Raw genomic sequence first — 16,708 nt, 5'->3', positions numbered from 1 at the left:
CAAGATGGCCTTTGCTTTTAAATATTTTGTAATCTTTGCAGAAATGCGAACAGGCTCGAATTTTTTGCAATCTCATTTAAACAAATTTCCCGACCTGCACTGCTTTGGCGAATTGTTTAACCCAGTGTTTATTGATCGTCCGGGCCAATCAAGCGCCTTGGGGCTTTCGATGGCTGATCGCGATAAAAACCCCGTCTCGCTGCTGCGAGAAATAAGGAAAAATCGCACGAAGATACAGGGGTTTCGATATTTCCATAACCATGATCCAAGGATATTAAGCGCGCTATTTAAAGATCCAAGCTGCGCAAAAATCATTTTAACGCGCAATCCGATCGACAGTTTCGTCTCATTGAAAATTGCCCGCGAAACAGGCCAATGGAACCTTTTCGACACGCGCCAGAAAAAAACCACAAAAGTTAAATTTGTTGCGGAAGAATTCGAAACGCGGCTTTCAAAACTGCAATTCTTTCAAGAGCTGATTTTGCAGCGCTTACAAATGGCAGGTCAAACGGGATTTTATTTACGCTATGATGATTTAAACAATCTGTCGGTGATCAATGGCCTTGGAAACTATTTGGGCAGTGCGCATAAATTAAAGGATCTTTCTTCGCGCTATAAACCGCAAAATCCAACCTATTTGCACGAAAAAGTAGTGAACCCAGAAGACATGCAAACCGCCTTGGCCAATATGGATCCCTTTAAGTTGAGCAGCACTCCAAGTTTTGAGCCAAAACGTGCGCCAACCTTGCCAAATTCGATCGCAGCAGCGCGATCACCTTTGTTATATTTATCGATCCCGTCTGGCCCAGATCTCACCGTTGAAAACTGGCTGGCCAGTTTGGATAGGGTTGAGACGGCCGCGCTGCAGAAACATTTTTCGCAATCCAGCCTTATTGATTGGAAACGCCGCCATGCCACGCATCGCAGCTTTACCGTTTTACGCCATCCGGTTGCCCGAGCGCATAGCTCATTTTGCGCCTTGCTCACCTCGCGCGGGCCACAACGCTCGCGGGTTTTGCGGCACCTGCTGGACGTTCAATATGATTTGCATCTTCCAGAAAAAATTGCGGGGTTTGATCCCAACCTTCACCGCCATGCCTTTGAAAAGTTTATCGCTTTCCTTGCTGACAATTTAAGGGGCCAGACAACGTTGAGGATTGATCCGCATTGGGCCAGCCAGACGGCTCTGTTGCGCAGCTACTCTGCATTCTGCCCAACAGATATGATCATTCGCGAGGATGAGCTGCAAACTCTTTTGCCCTTTTTGGCGCAGCTGGCAGGGTATAAAAACCCCCCAACGCCCGTATTGGAACCAGAGGCGTCTTTGGCTTGGCTCACGGCCATTTACGACCAAAACTTAGAAAATCACCTGCAAGATATCTATCAACAGGATTATCTGTCATTCGGGTTTGGAGCCTGGAGCTCAACGTAAACCAAACGATGGCTCCACCGGCATTAAAGCGTTTAAGCGGCCTTCATCGTTTGGGCCTCGGTCAATAAGGCATAAAGCGTTTTGCTATTCGGATTGGCCCTCAGCTTGTTGCGCAGATCCATATCGCGCAACAGCCGCGACACTTTTGCCAATGCGCTTAAATGCTCAAACCCTGCATTTTGCGGTGCAAACAACGCAAACACGATATCAACCGGCAATTGATCCACGGCATCAAACATCACCGGAGTTTCCAGCAAGATGAAACTGCCCATTACCCGCTCAACGCCCGGCAGGCGGGCATGCGGCAAAGCCACACCATTGCCCACACCGGTCGGACCCAAGCTTTCGCGCTCTTGCAGCGCGGCGACGGTATCGCCAGCATCCAAACCCAGCGCAGACTGCGCCAAATCGCCCAACGCCGCAATCAGCCGCTTTTTGCTAGACACCTTGGACATCACCCGCACCGCTTCTGGCCGCAGAAGATCAAACAATTCCATTTCGCAATTCCCTAAATTTACGCTAATCCAGCGCCGATGTTATCGTGGTTCAATCCACCCTATATTTCCATCGTCGCGCCGATACACCACATTAACGCTGTTTTTTCCTTCGGTTCGAAACATCAAGAACGTAGAGCCTTTGAGTTCCATTTGCATCACCGCCTCACCCACAGAGAGCGACGCAATGTCATATTCAGTTTCCGCTATAATCACTGGCTCCAAGCTCTCAGGCTCAGCTTCATCGATGCCAGAATCGTTGGCGAGGGTATAAGAGGCTGCTTGAGAAAGTTCAACCGGTTCGCTGCGCTCTTTATGATGGTTCTTTAAACGCCGTTTATAACGGCGTAATTGCTTCTCTAATTTCTCATTACAGGCATCAAATGCTGCATAGATTTCAGTATCATGCGCCTTAGCCTGCGCGGTCAAACCGGATGAAAGATGCAAGGTCGCCTCACAAACAAACTCATGCGCATTTCTGGAAAATATCACCGTGGCATCGGTGGCCCGCTGCGCGTATTTATCGATAACAACGCCTAACGCCTCCTTTGCATGCGTTTGTAACGATACTCCAATGTCGATTTGTTTGCCTGAAATTTGATACCGCATAGAGACCCCTTATCTAGGAATTAAAGTCATAAGATTGTGTTAAGATTATGGTAGGCAACAGCATTGCCGACGATGGCGCGATGGCCTTACGTCAAAGCCAATAAGCGGCTTTCTTCCCTGCAACAGACTCAGCTGTAATCGGTTGCATTATCAGCTATTGAAGGCGACACAGGCGTCTGTGTCAATGGGCAGGAGCAAAAATCCGCCGCTAAAACGCGGCTATCGCATCCGAAACGCATCGCCCAAATAAACTTGGCGTACATTGTCATTTTGCACTACATCTTCTGGTTTGCCAGACGTCAAAACCTTGCCATCGTGCAAAATATAAACCCGATCAACCAGTTCAAGCGTTTCCCGAACATTATGGTCGGTGATCAACACACCAATTCCGCGCGATTTCAAATCCGTGACCAATTGCCGGATTTCCCCAACAGCGATCGGATCAACCCCGGCAAAGGGCTCATCCAAAAGCAAATATTTTGGATTGGCGGCCAAACAACGGGCGATTTCAACGCGTCGCCTTTCGCCGCCCGATAAAGCAATGGCGGGCGTGCGCCGCAAATGTTCGATTGAAAACTCAGCAAGAAGCTCTTCCAGCCTTTCGCGCCGTTTATGGCGATCGCCAATTGCGAGATCCAGAATAGCCCCGATATTCTGTTCAACGTTTAAGCCGCGAAAAATCGACATTTCTTGCGGTAAGTAGCCAATTCCCATCCGCGCCCGCCGATACATCGGCAGCGCCGTGATATCATCACCATCGATGCTCACTTTTCCGCCATCCGCAGAGACTAAGCCAGCCACTGCGTAAAATGTTGTGGTTTTTCCAGATCCGTTCGGACCCAACAAACCAACAACCTCACCGCGCTGTAAAGACATTGATACATCCCGAATAACCACACGCTTTCGGTAGCTTTTTCGTAAGCCATGGATTTTCAAACCGATTTCGGGGTTCTCGCTAGCCAACTCTGCAATATGGGCCTCCGGCTCAGTCATCGCCGGTTCCCAAAACGGTTTTCACACGGCCGCTCAGCGTCGCCGCGCCCGTTTCAAGATTGATTTCAGCCCGTTCGGCAGACAAATTATTTCCCGCCTGTCGCACGAAAACATTGCCCGTCATGATGATTTGGTCTGAATCGACCGCATATTCAGCGCGATCGGCTTTGGCTTCGTCTTCACCAGACCGCAAAATAACCTCGCCCGTTGCCAGAAGCGTTTCTATGGCGCCGCTTCCCGGCGTGTATGTCGCTTGCACAAAATCGGCGTTCAGGGATAAATCTCCTTGCAAAATTTCAACCATCCCGCTGAATTCCGTAACCCCGGTCTCATCATTAATGGCCAATTGATCCGCAGAAATTTCAATCGGCTTTTCACGATCCGCCACGACAGATCCAAACCCCGTGGCGCCCTGCTGCGCAATTGCCACTCCAATGAACGCCCAGCCAACAAGACCAATAATAACTGCTTTATTCACGCCATACTCTTTCAATTTTTAGGGTCGTATAGCAGTTTAATACCACCTTTGAAAATAATTTGCAGGCTTTGCGTGGCCTCTTCACGAAAAATTTCCATTTCCCCTGCCGATAAACTGCCATTTGGAGCCCTACCTTCAACTGGCCCCTCGGCACGCAACCATGTTTTACTGAGCTTAACCAAAACTTTGGGGCTGCTCACCCGATAGCCCGCATCGCTGATGACCTCGACCAATTGATCGACAACCAATTCATCTTTTTCAACCTGATAGCTTCCCAAGCCCGCCGTAAGCCGTATCTGCCGAGCCTCACGAGGCTTGAGAAGCAGCGCTATATCTTCGACCAAAACCGTATCCTCTTTGGCAGGATCTGGTAGGATCTGACGGGCCGAAAGGCTGACACTGTCACCACCCGCTGTCACCCCAGAATAATAGGGGGCGGTTATTTTCTGATCTGAAATTAAATCAAGCCGCTTGGCTTCGGAAAAAGGCAATTGGCTTTGCGTGGGCATCGGCTTTGAAATCAAGAATAAAGTTGCCAAAAGCCCCAAAGCGCTGAGCGGTAGCACAATTTTTAAGGCTACGATCAACGGGGAATAAGAGGCTTTAGGCTCTGCCATACTGCTTTGTGTAAACGGTTTTGAAGTTAATGTGCAAAAATATCGACCTCGGGCCAGCCCGCAAGATCTAATTGCGCGCGCGTTGGTAAAAACGAAAAGCACCGCGCTGCCAGATCGCTGCGATTTTCACGCGCCAAGCGTGTATCCAATGCGATGCGCAACTGATGCAGGTAAAGAACGTCAGATGCGGCATAATCCAACTGTGCGTCGCTTAATGTTTCAGCCCCCCAATCCGATGATTGCTGAAATTTTGAGATATCAACCGAAAGCAATTCCTGCAAAAGGTTCTTAAGCCCGTGCCGATCTGTATAGGTGCGGATCAATTTACTGGCGATTTTTGTGCAATAAACGGGCTCTGCCAAAGCTCCGAATGCGTGATACATAGCCGCAATATCAAACCGACCAAAATGAAACAGCTTCAAAACATCTCTATCTTCAAGCAAGGCGCAAAGATTTGGCGCGGGCGCAGCCTCAGCTGCGATTTGCACCAAATGCGCATTGCCATCGCCGCCCGAAAGCTGCACCAAGCACAGCCGATCACGATGCGGGTTCAAGCCCATCGTTTCGCAATCAATCGCGACCACCGTGCCCAAATCCAATTCATCGGGCAAATCGTCTTTGTAGAAAAAATTGGCCACGCCCCTGCTCCTGTAAAAACCGCGCTGTCAAGGCACCCATAAAGGCAATCGCTAAGCCCCGCAACTGTTTGCGACTTCTGTTTTGCGCCACGCAACCTGCGCCTGCGGCCGCGCAAATTTAACCACAATGCATAGCCCGCGCCGAAAGCCTTCAAAAATTGTTTTCGACCAAAGCCTTGAACAATAACAAGCTTATGGGCCATCATCGGCTTATCGCATTCGGGCTGAAGGCTTGATGTGCATAAGCTTAAATAGGGGGAAGGTTATGCTTCCATCGAACCTTTTTGATTTGACTGGCAAAACCGCTCTTGTAACGGGCGGTGCAACAGGGATCGGAAAAATGGCGGCAACGGGATTGGCCGCGGCGGGCGCCAGCGTGTTTATTGCCAGCCGTAAGGGCGAAGATTGCCGCAAAACCGCTGCCGACATAAATGCGCTGAATTTCTCCGGATCGGTGGAAGGCTTCGCCGCGGATATCGCCACTCAAACGGGCATTGAAGCCTTGATAAACGAAGTACAAAAAAGAACCGCACGGTTAAATATATTGCTGAACAATGCTGGGCGCAGCTGGGGCGCACCGCTGGGCGTCTTCCCGCATGACGCTTGGGGCAAAGTGCTTGATTTGAACGTCACGGGTATGTTTCACCTCACGCAAGGCCTGATCGAGATTTTGGCAGCCTCGGCGCAGCCAGAGGATCCATCGCGCGTGATCAATCTGGGCAGCGTGATGGGCGAAATCCCGATGGGTGATCAAGCCTATTCCTATTCTGTTTCGAAAGCCGGCGTACATCACATGACCAAGATTTTGGCCAAAGAGCTTGGTGCGCGCCAGATCACCGTCAATGCTTTAGCACCAGGGCCCTTTCAATCGGGTATGACCAAATTTGCCATTGGTGAAGACAAGGGCAGCGCCCGGGTGGCGGCGCGGGTTCCAGCGGGCCGGCTGGGGCGCCCCGAAGATATAGCAGGCGCCATTCAATTTTTATGCGGCGCCGGAGGCGCGTATATAACGGGGGCCATATTGCCGCTATCAGGCGGGATAAACGTTGCCACAGGCCCCTCAATATTTGGAGAGGATTAGCCGATGCGCAGCCTCTCACGGAAAGCGTTTAAAGCCTGTCTAGGGCAAACATTTGCCCCCTCCCGCTGGTTTCAGATTGATCAATCGCGCATCGATGCTTTCGCGGCCACCACCGATGATCATCAATTCATCCATGTTGATCCAGAGGCCGCCGCGCAAACGCAATTTGCGGGAACCATCGCGCATGGGTTTTTGACCCTATCGATGCTTTCAGCAATGTATTATGATGCCGTGCCCGCCATAGACGGCGCCGAACTCGGCGTGAATTACGGGTTTAATAAGCTGCGGTTTCTGTCACCTGTGAAAGCCGGGGCTTATGTGCGTGGACATTTCACTCTGACCACTGTGCGCCAAATAAAAGACGATCAACTCACCAATATCTGGGATGTCAGCGTTGAAATCAAAGGCCAAGAGCGCCCGGCCTTGGTGGCTGAATGGATTGGGCAACAATATTTTTAACGCAGCGCCCAAAACAACCTGCCATCCGCAGGCATCGCAGGGCCCGCTGATGAAAAGCTAAAAGGGGTTAAATGGCCGAGCTTTACCTAATTCGCCATGCGCAAGCCAGTTTTGGCGCAGAGAACTATGATCAATTATCCGACCTTGGCCATCAACAAAGCCAAAGCTTGGGCAAGGCCTTGGCCGATCAAGGCGTAAGCCCAGATCTTTTCTACGCGGGTGATATGCAGCGCCACCGCGAAACTTTAGAGGGTATTCAAGCCGGGCTAGGGCATGAAAAAAGCCCCTTTATTCTTCATACTGGTTTGAATGAATTTGATTTCACCGGGCTTCTAAACGCCCGGTTTCGCAAAGGCGGAGCGCCAGCGCTGATGCATAAAGACCGCAAAGTGCATTTCAAAACTCTGCGCGACACGGTTTTGGCTTGGCAGCAAAACCAAATCGAAGATCCACCAGAAAGCTGGGGCGTATTTTGCGCTCGGGTCGAAGCGGCGCGCCAAGCGATGATGATCGAAGGGCCCAAAACCGTGCTGGCAGTCAGCTCGGGGGGCGTGATTGCTCAAATGATCGCCGCGCTGTTGCAAACGCCCGCCAAACAGCAGATAAAATTGCAACTTCAATTGAAGAATTGCGCGGTCAATCGGTTTATTTTCTCGGCGCGCTCTACCTATCTTCACGGGTTTAATGAAACCCCGCATATCACCGCAGCCACCGCGCCGCTTTTATCTTACAGTTGAGGCTTTTCAGATGACGGATCACACCCCCCTTGATACGGATGCAGTGGCGCTGTGGATGGCCGACCACATAAAGGGGTTTCAAGGCCCGGTATCTGCCATAAAATTCACCCTTGGCCAATCCAATCCAACCTATGCGTTAACCGCGCAGTCAGGGCGCTATGTTTTGCGGCGCAAACCGCCCGGTATCTTGCTCAAATCTGCGCATGCGGTTGAGCGCGAATTTCGCGTGCAAAACGCACTCAGCGGCAGCGCAGTTCCAGTGGCCAGAATGTACAAGCTTTGTGAAGATCCCAGCATCATCGGATCGCCGTTTTACGTGATGGATATGATAGATGGGGTGACCTATAACGAGCCGCATCTGCCCGATCTCGCGCGCGAAAAACGGCGGGCGATTATTTTGGAAATGAACCGCGTCTTGGGCGCCATTCATAACGTTGATTTAAGCGCAACGGGGCTGACCGATTTTGGCCCTGAGGGAAATTATTACCGCCGCCAAACCGACCGTTGGACCAAACAATATCGCGCGAGTGAAACCGAAACGCTGCCAGATATGGACGCATTGGCCGCATGGCTTGATCAGAATATGCCCGTAGAAGACGGGCAGCGCAGCTTGGTGCATGGAGATTACCGGCTTGATAATATGCTGTTTGCAAAAGACGCGCCCAACTGCTTGGCCGTCTTGGATTGGGAATTGTCAACGCTGGGCCATCCCTATGCTGATTTGGCAGGCGTGCTTATGCAATGGTCGATGCCCGTGGGGGCGCAGGGGCGTGGCTTGGCAGGGCTTGCACGCGGCGCCGAAGGGTTAATGGAGGATCAAGAATTTATCGATCTTTACTGTGCCCAGCGCGGTTTGGCGCAAATCGAACGGTTTGAGTTCTATCTGGCCTTTTGTTATTTTCGAATGGCCGCTATCTTGCAGGGTGTGAAAAAGCGGGCGCTGGAGGGCAATGCCTCTAATCCTGAAAAAGCGATGCAATTGGCCGAACATGTTCCGGCATTGGCCAGCGCCGGCCTCCAAGCCGCGCAAGGCCTATAAATTCTAAACCGCCAATAATAAAGGCCTTTCATTCAGATGACCTCTCAAAGCCCCCCTCAAGAAGCCCCCTATCCTTTGCAGCGCCATTTAGGATTTAGCGTAACCGATTGGCGGATTGATTACTGCCGGCTTGAATTGCCGCTTCAAGGCTTTTTAATGAACCGGCAAGGCATTCCACATGGTGGCATACACGCAACATTGATGGATACGGCAATGGGGTTTTCGGGCTGCTTTTCGGATGATCCAGAACGCCCCCGCTATGCCATGACGCTAAACTTATCGGTCAATTTCCTTGGCTTGCCAGAAGGGGATTTGCTGATCACGCAAGCCTGGCGCACCGGCGGCGGACAAAGTACGTTTTTTGCCGATGCCAAAGTCACCGATGAAAATCAAACCGTTTTGGCCAGCGCAACGGGCGTGTTTCGCTATCGCAAAAAATTTACGAAAGGCCCAAACCATGGATAAGCCGACAATGCAGCATATTGTTCTATCCCAACGCCCCGAAGGCCCCGCCCGTGAAAACCATTTTCGGCTTGAAACCAAACCCATGCCCGTGCCAGCGCAAGACGACGTTCTGGTTGAGCTTGCCTATCTTTCGGTTGATCCCTACATGCGCGGGCGCATGGATGATGTGAGATCCTATGCAAAGCCAGTTGCTTTGGGCAGCACGATGGAGGGCGGCGCGGTTGGACGGGTTATCGCGTCGCGCAGCGCCGGTTTTGAAATTGGGGATTACGTGATGGGCCCCTTTGGATGGGCCAGCCATGGCTGTTGTCCGGCGGCCCATTTGCGCAAGCTGGATACAAGCATAGCGCCGATCAGCACGGCGCTGGGGGTTCTGGGTATGCCCGGATTTACCGGCTGGTACGGGTTTGAAAAACTGGGCCGCCCCAAACGCGGGGAAACGCTTGTGGTGGCCGCGGCCACCGGCCCGGTTGGATCTATGGTAGGGCAATTGGCAAACGCCGCAGGCCTGCGCGCCATTGGTATCGCCGGAGGGGCAAAAAAATGCGCCTTGGCCATTGAGCGTTTTGGGTTCGAGCAATGTTTGGACCATACCGCTTTTGCAACCTCAAAAGATCTGCGCGCAGCGCTGAAAAGCGCCTGCCCCGACGGGGTCGATATTTATTTTGAAAATGTGGCTGGCAAAGTTCTAGAGGCCGTTATGCCTCTGATGAATACGGGCGGCCGCATTCCGATCTGCGGCTTGATCAGTTGGTATGATGAGGGGGCTTTGGGGGGGCATGCAGCCGGCGGGGCTCAGGATAACCTGCCCAAGTTTTGGCGCAGCATTCTGGTCAAACGGCTTTCAATCAACGGCTTTATAATCTCAGATCACTGGGCGCTTTTTGATGCATTCCTGGCGGATATTACGCCGCGGGTGGCGGCGGAAGAGATCCGGTTTTACGAAGATATCACAGAAGGGCTTGAAAACGCCCCCAAAGCTTTGACCGGCCTGTTAAATGGGCAGAATTTCGGAAAACAGCTGATCAAGCTTTAGCGCTTTTTCATTGCGCGCCAGCCTTGGCGTCATCCCGCCCAGCCATGGAGGTTTTCGTCAATCACCGTGCATAACGCGCTCACATGCTCTGGGTCATCATTGAGGCACGGAATATAAAGAAAATCTTCGCCGCCCGCTTCTTCAAAGCTTTCTTTAATTTCTTCATTGATCTCTTCGAGAGTTTCGATGCAATCGGCAGAAAACGCGGGCGCGATCACCGCGATGTTCTTTTTACCCTCTTCCTCGGCAAGCCGGGCCACCTCTTCTACGGTGTACGGCTTCAGCCATTCTTCGGGGCCAAATTTTGACTGGAAGGTTGTTCTTATTTCCGTATCTTGCCAGCCCAACCGCTCTTTGAGAAGCCGCGTGGTTTTTTGACATTGGCAATGATAGGGATCGCCTTCAAGCAAATACCGCCGTGGCACGCCGTGATAAGAGCACACGAGAACATCAGGCTTTTTTTCCGCTGCGGCATAGGCCCGCTCAACCGACTTTGCCAGCGCATCAATATATTCTGGATGATCAAAATAAGGCGCCACAGTGCGCGCCGATGGCTGCCATTTCTCTTGCATCAAAGCGCGAAAAAACTGATCATTTGCGGTCGCGGAAGTGGCCCCTGCATAATGCGGGTAGAGCGGGAAAAACAGGATTTTGCTGCAGCCTGCTGCCGTCATTTCGCGCACTTTTGATTGAGTGGAAGGGTTGCCATAGCGCATGCAGAAATCAACCATCACCGATTCGCCATAGCGTTTATGCAGCTCTGTTTTGATTTTATCGGTTTGATTTCGGGTGATGGTCATCAGCGGGCTTTCATCGTCGGCCTCATTCCAAATCGACTTATAAGCCGCGCCCGAACGAAATGGACGCGAGGTTAGAATGACCAATTGCAACAGCGGCTGCCACAGCCAGGGCGAATAATCGATCACCCGCCGGTCCGATAGAAACTCGCCCAGATAGCGGCGCATTGACCAATAATCATAATTATCCGGAGTGCCCAGATTGGCCAATAAAATGCCCACCTTTTGCTGTGGTACTTTCGGGTGATCTGGCGCGGCATGCACAGGGCAGGCGGCTGGAACCGTGGCGTCAAACATCGTCTATTTCCAATTTTCTAAACATTGAGTGTCATTTAACTCTTTATAACTCTGGGTCAATCTTGCAGAGGCCTTTCGGGCACCTGCAACGCATCGGACAGCCGCGTTTGCGCCGATCCGGGGCGCAAGGGCTGTTGCTGCGATGCATCCGGTGCCCAGCCGGTTAACCAAATCATTTCAAAAAGCACCGGTAGAAGACCGTCAGGATGCGCAAAATGTTCGGCATAGATATCTTGTGCGGTTTCAAAAAGCCTGCGTGGGGCAAATTTTTTCAAACGCGCCTGTTGCGCGTTGGTTTCGCCCATTGCCCGAAGATCGTGCATGATATGCCGCAAATCTTGATATTGGGCGGTGATTTCAAAACTGTCCGCCACGGGCAGCGCCAAGCCCGCACGCTGCAGCAAGCTTCCCAATTCACGAATTTCGGCCATTGGCAAAACGCGTGGAGACACCCCGCCCATCACGGCAATTTCTGCCTCAGCCAAAGCGCTGCGCAACTGAAACAAACTGCGCCCGCCCAATAAGGCCGCCAAGAGAAGCCCATCACCGCGCAAAGCGCGGCGGCATTGAATCAATTGCCCCAACGGATCATTCGCCCAATGCAGCGCCAAGGCATGCACGATCAAATCACAGCTATTTGGCGCAAGATCCAAAACATCGTCATCTGAAATCACCCGTGCCTGCGGGTAAGCCGCTGCCCATATTTCAGGATCTGCGGTAATAATCACCATATCCGTAAAGGCTTTTGTAACCATTAGCAGGCGATCTTGCAGATCTTCAAGAGCTGCAACCTGCAAAAAATCAGGGCGGCTGCGCTGCTGTCTGGCGCGCTGGCGCAAAAGCGCAGATCGATCAATCAAAGGGGCGGGTACGCTCATATAAGGCCCCATAAATGAAACCAACGCTTTTTGAAACCATGTTACGCAGTCTTTATCCGCCCTGCTGCCTGCTTTGCGCTGCACCCGTGGACCGAGATTTCGGATTATGTCCGCCCTGTTGGCGCGATATGCCCTTTATCAGCCAGCCCGCCTGCATGTTTTGCGGAATGCCCATAGCCGCTGATAAGCTTGAGGGGCCCACCCCCTGCGATTCTTGCTTTCGCGCCCCGCCAGCTTGGGAGGCCGGACGCGCGGCGCTATTGTATCAACGCAGCGCAAAGGGGTTAATCCTTGCGATGAAGCATGGTGATAGAACCGATTGTTTTAAACCCGCCGCGTCTTGGCTTTTCGCGGCCTGCCAAGATCTTTTGACCCCCGATACAATCGTCACAGCCGTACCTTTGCATTGGCGGCGCTATCTAAACAGAAAATACAATCAGGCGGCTTTCTTGGGGCAGCACGTGGCGCGACTGGCCAATATTTCATATGAGCCGTTTTTGTTAAAGCGCCACCGCGCAACAGCCCCGTTGGACACCGCATCCAGTGCAGAACGCCGTGCGCGGATGCAAAACACCATCGTATTGAACCCGGCTCGGGCGCAGGCGCTTTATAACAAACCGGTTTTGATCATTGATGACGTGATGACATCAGGGGCTACGTTAACCGCCGCGACGCAGGCTTGCCGCGCCGGCCAACCTCAAAAAATTAGCGTAGCGATACTGGCGCGCACGCCCAAAAACGATTACTAGCAGCCCCGTAAGGGGTCGCTCATATGCAAACCATTGAAATTTATACCACGCCATTTTGTGGCTATTGCTTGGCCGCCAAACGCCTTTTGAAGCAAAAAAAGGCGCCGTTTCACGAAATCGACCTGAGCAAAAACCCCGATCGGCGCAAAGAAATGCAAAAACGCGCCGAAGGGGGCCGCACGGTGCCTCAGATTTTTATCGGCGAACTACATATTGGCGGCTGCGATGAGCTTTACCAACTTGAACAGGCCAAAAAACTGGACGCCTTGCTTAACGCGGCATGAAACTGGCGCTTGTTCAAATCTGCAGTGGGGATAACCCAACAAAAAACCTAGGAAAAACATGTGGTTTCATTCGCGAGGCAGCGCGGGCCGGGGCCGAACTGATCGTAACCCCCGAAGTGACCAATTGCGTGTCTCAAAACCGCGATCACCAACGGCAAGTTTTACAAACAGAGGCTCAAGATCTTACCTTGGCGCAGCTGCGCAAGCTGGCAGAACAGGAACGTATCTGGCTGCTGATTGGCTCTTTAGCGTTGAAAAATTCCGGGCCGGATGATCGGTTTTCCAACCGGTCTTTTCTGATTGATCCGCAGGGTCAAATTCAGGCCCGCTATGATAAAATTCATATGTTTGATGTCACCTTATCCGGCAGCGAATCATATACCGAATCCGATGGCTACAAACCGGGCAATCGTGCTGTCTTAAGCCAAACGCCTTTTGGCACCTTGGGCATGACCATTTGCTATGATCTGCGCTTCCCGCAGCTTTACCGCGATTTGGCCCAGAAGGGGGCGCAGCTGATCAGCGTGCCCGCGGCGTTTTCCTGCACCACCGGCCCCGCCCATTGGGAAATATTACTGCGCGCACGGGCGATCGAGACTGGATGCTTTCTGTTGGCCGCCGCGCAATCTGGCACGCATCCAACAGACCATGGATCAGCGCGCCGCACATATGGGCATTCTATGGTCATTTCCCCATGGGGGGAAGTTTTGCTGAATTTAAAATCCGCCCTCGGATTTGGCCTTGTTGATCTTAACCTCGAAGACGTTGACACAGCCCGCAACCGTGTGCCATCGCTACGGGCAGATACCCAATACGCCGGACCATTGCATGAGTGATGCTCAAAACCCACTTGCCATTTTATTTTTCAGCGAATTGCTGACCGTTGAACAATTGCTGCGCAATCAACTGGCCCGCGCGCTGCCCAAAGGGATGGAATTATCTCATTTCTCAGTTCTCAACCAATTGGCGCATATCGGCAATGAACGCACTCCCGCGCAATTGGCCAAAAGCTTTCACGTCACGCGCGGCGCAATGACCAACACGCTCAGCAAACTTGAGATGGCTGGCTATATTCATATCCGCCCAGATTGGGATGATGCGCGCCGCAAATTGGTTGCGCTCAGCCCTGCCGGCTCGCAGGCAAGAGATGCCGCACTCAGCGCGCTCACCCCAATGATACAAGAGGTCGTAGAACAAATGGGGGAAGATAAAACCCGCCTCTTGCTGCCGGTTTTGCGAGATCTACGCCTGCGGCTAGGAGCCGAAACCGAGCCAAAAAAAAACACCTAATGCAAAGAATAAAATCAAGATAAGATTAAAAAATAGACGCAGCGCAAAAAATCTTGAAAAGTTTTTTGTTCACTGGTGTACAGGATCATTTAAGTTTTATATACACTGCGCGCGTTTGCCTCCTCAAGGCTGGTAATCGCGGTTTGATAAAAAAGAGCAGCACCGTTGAGGAAACCGTCGTGAAGACCATCGCATCAGCTATATTTATGATCGCGCTTTGGCTGTTGCTGTCAGGCATTTACAAGCCGATGCTGGTGGGATTTGGCATCGCCTCGGTGATGTTGGTTTTGTTTATCGTGCGGCGGATGGATCAAGTTGACGGCGATCGTGTGACGGTTGCCTTAAACCCGATCAAATTTCTGACCTATTTTATCTGGTTGCTGGGTGAAATTGCCAAATCGAATTGGGCGGTCACCAAAGTTATCTTGTCGGGCCAGGCGCCACAACGGCAGCATTTCTTTGAAATTCCTTATTCTCAATCTACTGATTTGGGGCAGGTGATCTTTGCCAATTCGATCACCTTGACACCCGGAACGCTGACCGTTGAAACAGAGCAGGGTGATTTCCAAATCCACGCGCTTGCCTATTCAGATGAAGATCTTGAGGCATTGGCCGATATGGACCGTCGCGTCACCGCGATTGAAACGGAGCGGGCCTGAGCATGTTTGAAATTGCCGCCATCGCCATTTTTGTTGCTATGTTGCTGGTGCTAATCCGCTTGATCAAAGGCCCCACGCTTTATGATCGCGTTTTGGCAGGAAACGCCTTTGGGACGCATACAGTGCTGCTGATCGGTGTGGTCGGGTTTTTAACCGGGCGCCCGGATTTTTTGGATATCGCGCTGCTTTATGCTCTGATCAACTTTGTTGGCACGATCGCAATTTTGAAGTTTTTCAGATATCGGGCGATCGGCGACGCGCTGTGGACGCCCAAGCAAGAGGAGCCAAAAGAATGACCTTTCCCGCGCTCTTGATCGATATCTTAAGCTGGGCGATGATCCTTGCCGGATCTTTTTTCGTGATTATAGGCGCCGTTGGTATTTTGCGCTTTCCCGATTTCTGGTCACGCCTACATGCCGCCTCGGTGACAGAATCAGCCGGCATGATCTTGCTGCTGATCGGGATGGCGCTGCAAACGGGCTGGACATTGATCGCCTTTAAACTTGGTGTGATCGGCATTTTTATGTTGATCACCGGCCCAACCTCAACCCATGCTGTGGCCAATGCCGCGCTGGTATCTGGGCTGCGGCCACCTAAATTACCCCAAACCTCGCCGCAAAAGGCTGCCGCGGAAGCGGCTGATAAAAACCAAACAGGTGACGCATAGAAAGCTTCATTAATATAGCCTTGTTCAGCATGTTGGTGATCACCGCTTTGGCAGTGGTGCGCACGCATTCTTTGTTTGCTATCGTGGCGCTGTCGGGGGTGTTTAGCCTGCTTTCTGCCTTGCTTTTTATCACGCTTGATGCTGTTGATGTGGCCTTTACCGAAGCGGCCGTGGGCGCAGGAATTTCAACAGTATTGATGCTCAGCACATTGGCGCTGACATCGCGCGCTGAGAAAGTCAGCCATAAACCAAACCTAATCCCCTTACTTGCTGTGATTGTCACCGGCGCGGCACTGGTTTACGGCACGCTCGATATGCCGAGCTTTGGCGCGCCTGAAGCGCCCGTTCACACGCATCTTGGCCCAGCTTATTTGCATGATATTCCGCATGATATCCACGTGCCAAACGCAGTGACTGCGATTTTGGCTAGCTATCGCGGGTATGATACGTTGGGGGAAACCGCGGTGGTGTTCGCCGCCGGGATTGGTGTGTTGATGCTGATCAGCGGATTGCGCCGGCGTCGGCGCCCCGAGGATCAGGACGATGACGCGCAGAAGGAGGCCAGCTGATGCGTCACCATCTTATCTTGCGGGTGATTACCAAGCTTCTGGTAGGCACGATTTTTCTCTTCGCTTTATACGTTCAATTCCACGGTGATTACTCGCCCGGTGGCGGCTTCCAAGCCGGCGTGATTATGGCTGTTGGGTTTATCATCTACGGATTGGTCTTCAGCCTAAAAAAGGCCAAGCAAGTGTTTCCACCTTGGTTGGTGCATAAATTGCTGGCCTTTGGCGTTTTGCTTTATGCAGGCACGGGAATTTATAGCTTGTTCATGGGCTATGCCTATTTGGATTATGCCGCGATTGACCCCCAACATCCCTCGCATGGTCAACATTTGGGGATTTTGATCGTCGAAGCGGGCGTTGGCATCACGGTGACGGGGGTCATGGTGGCGATCTATTATGCCTTCGCGGCCCGCGCACCAATTTTAAGCGATGAGGATTGGTAG

General features: G+C 52.0%; 24 protein-coding genes. 16 read left to right on the top strand and 8 right to left on the bottom strand.

Annotated features, from left to right (window positions below; translation table 11 throughout):
* Positions 1-4 precede the first annotated feature (4 nt).
* Positions 5-1,432, top strand: coding sequence for a sulfotransferase family 2 domain-containing protein (locus UM181_06560; GenBank protein ID WQC64261.1), 1,428 nt, complete (start codon positions 5-7; stop codon positions 1,430-1,432).
* 32 nt (positions 1,433-1,464) lie between these two features.
* On the opposite strand, the gene UM181_06555 is transcribed toward UM181_06560, so the two are convergent.
* The 6 genes from UM181_06555 to UM181_06530 all read right to left on the bottom strand — a co-directional run bounded on the left by UM181_06555 (position 1,465) and on the right by UM181_06530 (position 5,261).
* On the bottom strand, positions 1,465-1,929 hold the full coding sequence (locus UM181_06555; protein WQC64260.1) for a PTS sugar transporter subunit IIA: 465 nt from the start codon (positions 1,927-1,929) through the stop codon (positions 1,465-1,467).
* Between the two features lie 39 nt (positions 1,930-1,968).
* A complete protein-coding gene (raiA, locus tag UM181_06550; protein ID WQC64259.1) occupies positions 1,969-2,535 on the bottom strand; it encodes a ribosome-associated translation inhibitor RaiA in 567 nt (188 codons plus the stop codon).
* Positions 2,536-2,754: 219 nt separating this feature from the next.
* Positions 2,755-3,528: an LPS export ABC transporter ATP-binding protein gene (gene lptB / locus UM181_06545; protein WQC64258.1), complete on the bottom strand. Its 774-nt coding sequence runs from the start codon at positions 3,526-3,528 to the stop codon at positions 2,755-2,757.
* Positions 3,521-4,006 (bottom strand): lipopolysaccharide transport periplasmic protein LptA, encoded by a 486-nt coding sequence (gene lptA, locus UM181_06540; protein ID WQC64257.1) that lies wholly within the window; start codon positions 4,004-4,006, stop codon positions 3,521-3,523. The genes lptB and lptA overlap by 8 nt, the downstream gene beginning before the upstream one ends.
* An 11-nt stretch (positions 4,007-4,017) precedes the next feature.
* On the bottom strand, positions 4,018-4,623 hold the full coding sequence (locus tag UM181_06535) for a hypothetical protein (protein WQC64256.1): 606 nt from the start codon (positions 4,621-4,623) through the stop codon (positions 4,018-4,020).
* A gap of 26 nt (positions 4,624-4,649) precedes the next feature.
* On the bottom strand, positions 4,650-5,261 hold the full coding sequence (locus UM181_06530) for a ribonuclease D (protein ID WQC64255.1): 612 nt from the start codon (positions 5,259-5,261) through the stop codon (positions 4,650-4,652).
* Positions 5,262-5,526: 265 nt separating this feature from the next.
* Between UM181_06530 and UM181_06525 the strand changes: the two genes are divergently transcribed.
* The 6 genes from UM181_06525 (at position 5,527) to UM181_06500 (ending at position 10,078) form a co-directional block, all read left to right on the top strand.
* Positions 5,527-6,342 (top strand): SDR family oxidoreductase, encoded by an 816-nt coding sequence (locus UM181_06525; protein ID WQC64254.1) that lies wholly within the window; start codon positions 5,527-5,529, stop codon positions 6,340-6,342.
* Positions 6,343-6,345: 3 nt separating this feature from the next.
* Positions 6,346-6,801: a MaoC family dehydratase gene (locus UM181_06520; protein ID WQC64253.1), complete on the top strand. Its 456-nt coding sequence runs from the start codon at positions 6,346-6,348 to the stop codon at positions 6,799-6,801.
* Positions 6,802-6,872: 71 nt separating this feature from the next.
* Entirely contained in the window at positions 6,873-7,538 is a 666-nt protein-coding gene (locus UM181_06515; protein WQC64252.1) for a histidine phosphatase family protein, read from the top strand.
* A 10-nt stretch (positions 7,539-7,548) separates the two neighbouring features.
* Positions 7,549-8,577 carry a phosphotransferase family protein gene (locus UM181_06510; GenBank protein WQC64251.1) on the top strand — a complete coding sequence of 343 codons (1,029 nt, stop codon included), beginning with the start codon at positions 7,549-7,551 and terminating at the stop codon, positions 8,575-8,577.
* 36 nt (positions 8,578-8,613) lie between these two features.
* Positions 8,614-9,042 carry a PaaI family thioesterase gene (locus tag UM181_06505; protein WQC64250.1) on the top strand — a complete coding sequence of 143 codons (429 nt, stop codon included), beginning with the start codon at positions 8,614-8,616 and terminating at the stop codon, positions 9,040-9,042.
* A complete protein-coding gene (locus UM181_06500) occupies positions 9,035-10,078 on the top strand; it encodes an NADP-dependent oxidoreductase (protein ID WQC64249.1) in 1,044 nt (347 codons plus the stop codon). The genes UM181_06505 and UM181_06500 overlap by 8 nt, the downstream gene beginning before the upstream one ends.
* Before the next feature lie 29 nt (positions 10,079-10,107).
* On the opposite strand, the gene hemH is transcribed toward UM181_06500, so the two are convergent.
* Positions 10,108-11,172 (bottom strand): ferrochelatase, encoded by a 1,065-nt coding sequence (hemH, locus tag UM181_06495; GenBank protein ID WQC64248.1) that lies wholly within the window; start codon positions 11,170-11,172, stop codon positions 10,108-10,110.
* A 56-nt stretch (positions 11,173-11,228) separates the two neighbouring features.
* The gene (locus tag UM181_06490) at positions 11,229-12,050 is read right to left on the bottom strand and encodes a methyltransferase domain-containing protein (protein WQC64247.1); all 822 of its coding nucleotides are present in this window, start codon (positions 12,048-12,050) and stop codon (positions 11,229-11,231) included.
* Positions 12,051-12,064: 14 nt separating this feature from the next.
* On the opposite strand from UM181_06490, the gene UM181_06485 reads away from it, so the two are divergent.
* The 9 genes from UM181_06485 (at position 12,065) to UM181_06445 (ending at position 16,708) form a co-directional block, all read left to right on the top strand.
* Positions 12,065-12,799, top strand: a complete 735-nt coding sequence (locus UM181_06485; protein WQC64246.1) for a ComF family protein — start codon at positions 12,065-12,067, stop codon at positions 12,797-12,799.
* Between the two features lie 23 nt (positions 12,800-12,822).
* Positions 12,823-13,083 (top strand): glutaredoxin 3, encoded by a 261-nt coding sequence (grxC, locus tag UM181_06480; protein ID WQC64245.1) that lies wholly within the window; start codon positions 12,823-12,825, stop codon positions 13,081-13,083.
* Positions 13,080-13,919: a carbon-nitrogen hydrolase family protein gene (locus tag UM181_06475; GenBank protein WQC64244.1), complete on the top strand. Its 840-nt coding sequence runs from the start codon at positions 13,080-13,082 to the stop codon at positions 13,917-13,919. The genes grxC and UM181_06475 overlap by 4 nt, the downstream gene beginning before the upstream one ends.
* Positions 13,912-14,373 (top strand): MarR family transcriptional regulator, encoded by a 462-nt coding sequence (locus tag UM181_06470; GenBank protein ID WQC64243.1) that lies wholly within the window; start codon positions 13,912-13,914, stop codon positions 14,371-14,373. The genes UM181_06475 and UM181_06470 overlap by 8 nt, the downstream gene beginning before the upstream one ends.
* A 179-nt stretch (positions 14,374-14,552) precedes the next feature.
* On the top strand, positions 14,553-15,032 hold the full coding sequence (locus tag UM181_06465; GenBank protein ID WQC64242.1) for a Na+/H+ antiporter subunit E: 480 nt from the start codon (positions 14,553-14,555) through the stop codon (positions 15,030-15,032).
* Between the two features lie 2 nt (positions 15,033-15,034).
* Positions 15,035-15,328, top strand: a complete 294-nt coding sequence (locus UM181_06460) for a cation:proton antiporter (GenBank protein ID WQC64241.1) — start codon at positions 15,035-15,037, stop codon at positions 15,326-15,328.
* Positions 15,325-15,699: a monovalent cation/H(+) antiporter subunit G gene (gene mnhG, locus UM181_06455; protein WQC64240.1), complete on the top strand. Its 375-nt coding sequence runs from the start codon at positions 15,325-15,327 to the stop codon at positions 15,697-15,699. The genes UM181_06460 and mnhG overlap by 4 nt, the downstream gene beginning before the upstream one ends.
* 29 nt (positions 15,700-15,728) lie before the next feature.
* Entirely contained in the window at positions 15,729-16,268 is a 540-nt protein-coding gene (locus UM181_06450; protein ID WQC64239.1) for a DUF4040 domain-containing protein, read from the top strand.
* The gene (locus UM181_06445; GenBank protein ID WQC64238.1) at positions 16,268-16,708 is read left to right on the top strand and encodes a Na(+)/H(+) antiporter subunit B; all 441 of its coding nucleotides are present in this window, start codon (positions 16,268-16,270) and stop codon (positions 16,706-16,708) included. The genes UM181_06450 and UM181_06445 overlap by 1 nt, the downstream gene beginning before the upstream one ends.

The organism is Alphaproteobacteria bacterium US3C007 (assembly GCA_034423775.1).
In the GTDB taxonomy this organism is placed as follows: domain Bacteria; phylum Pseudomonadota; class Alphaproteobacteria; order Rhodobacterales; family Rhodobacteraceae; genus Thalassovivens; species Thalassovivens spotae.
The sequence above is the reverse complement of the archived record's forward strand: the minus strand, read 5'-3'. Positions and strand labels throughout refer to the sequence as shown.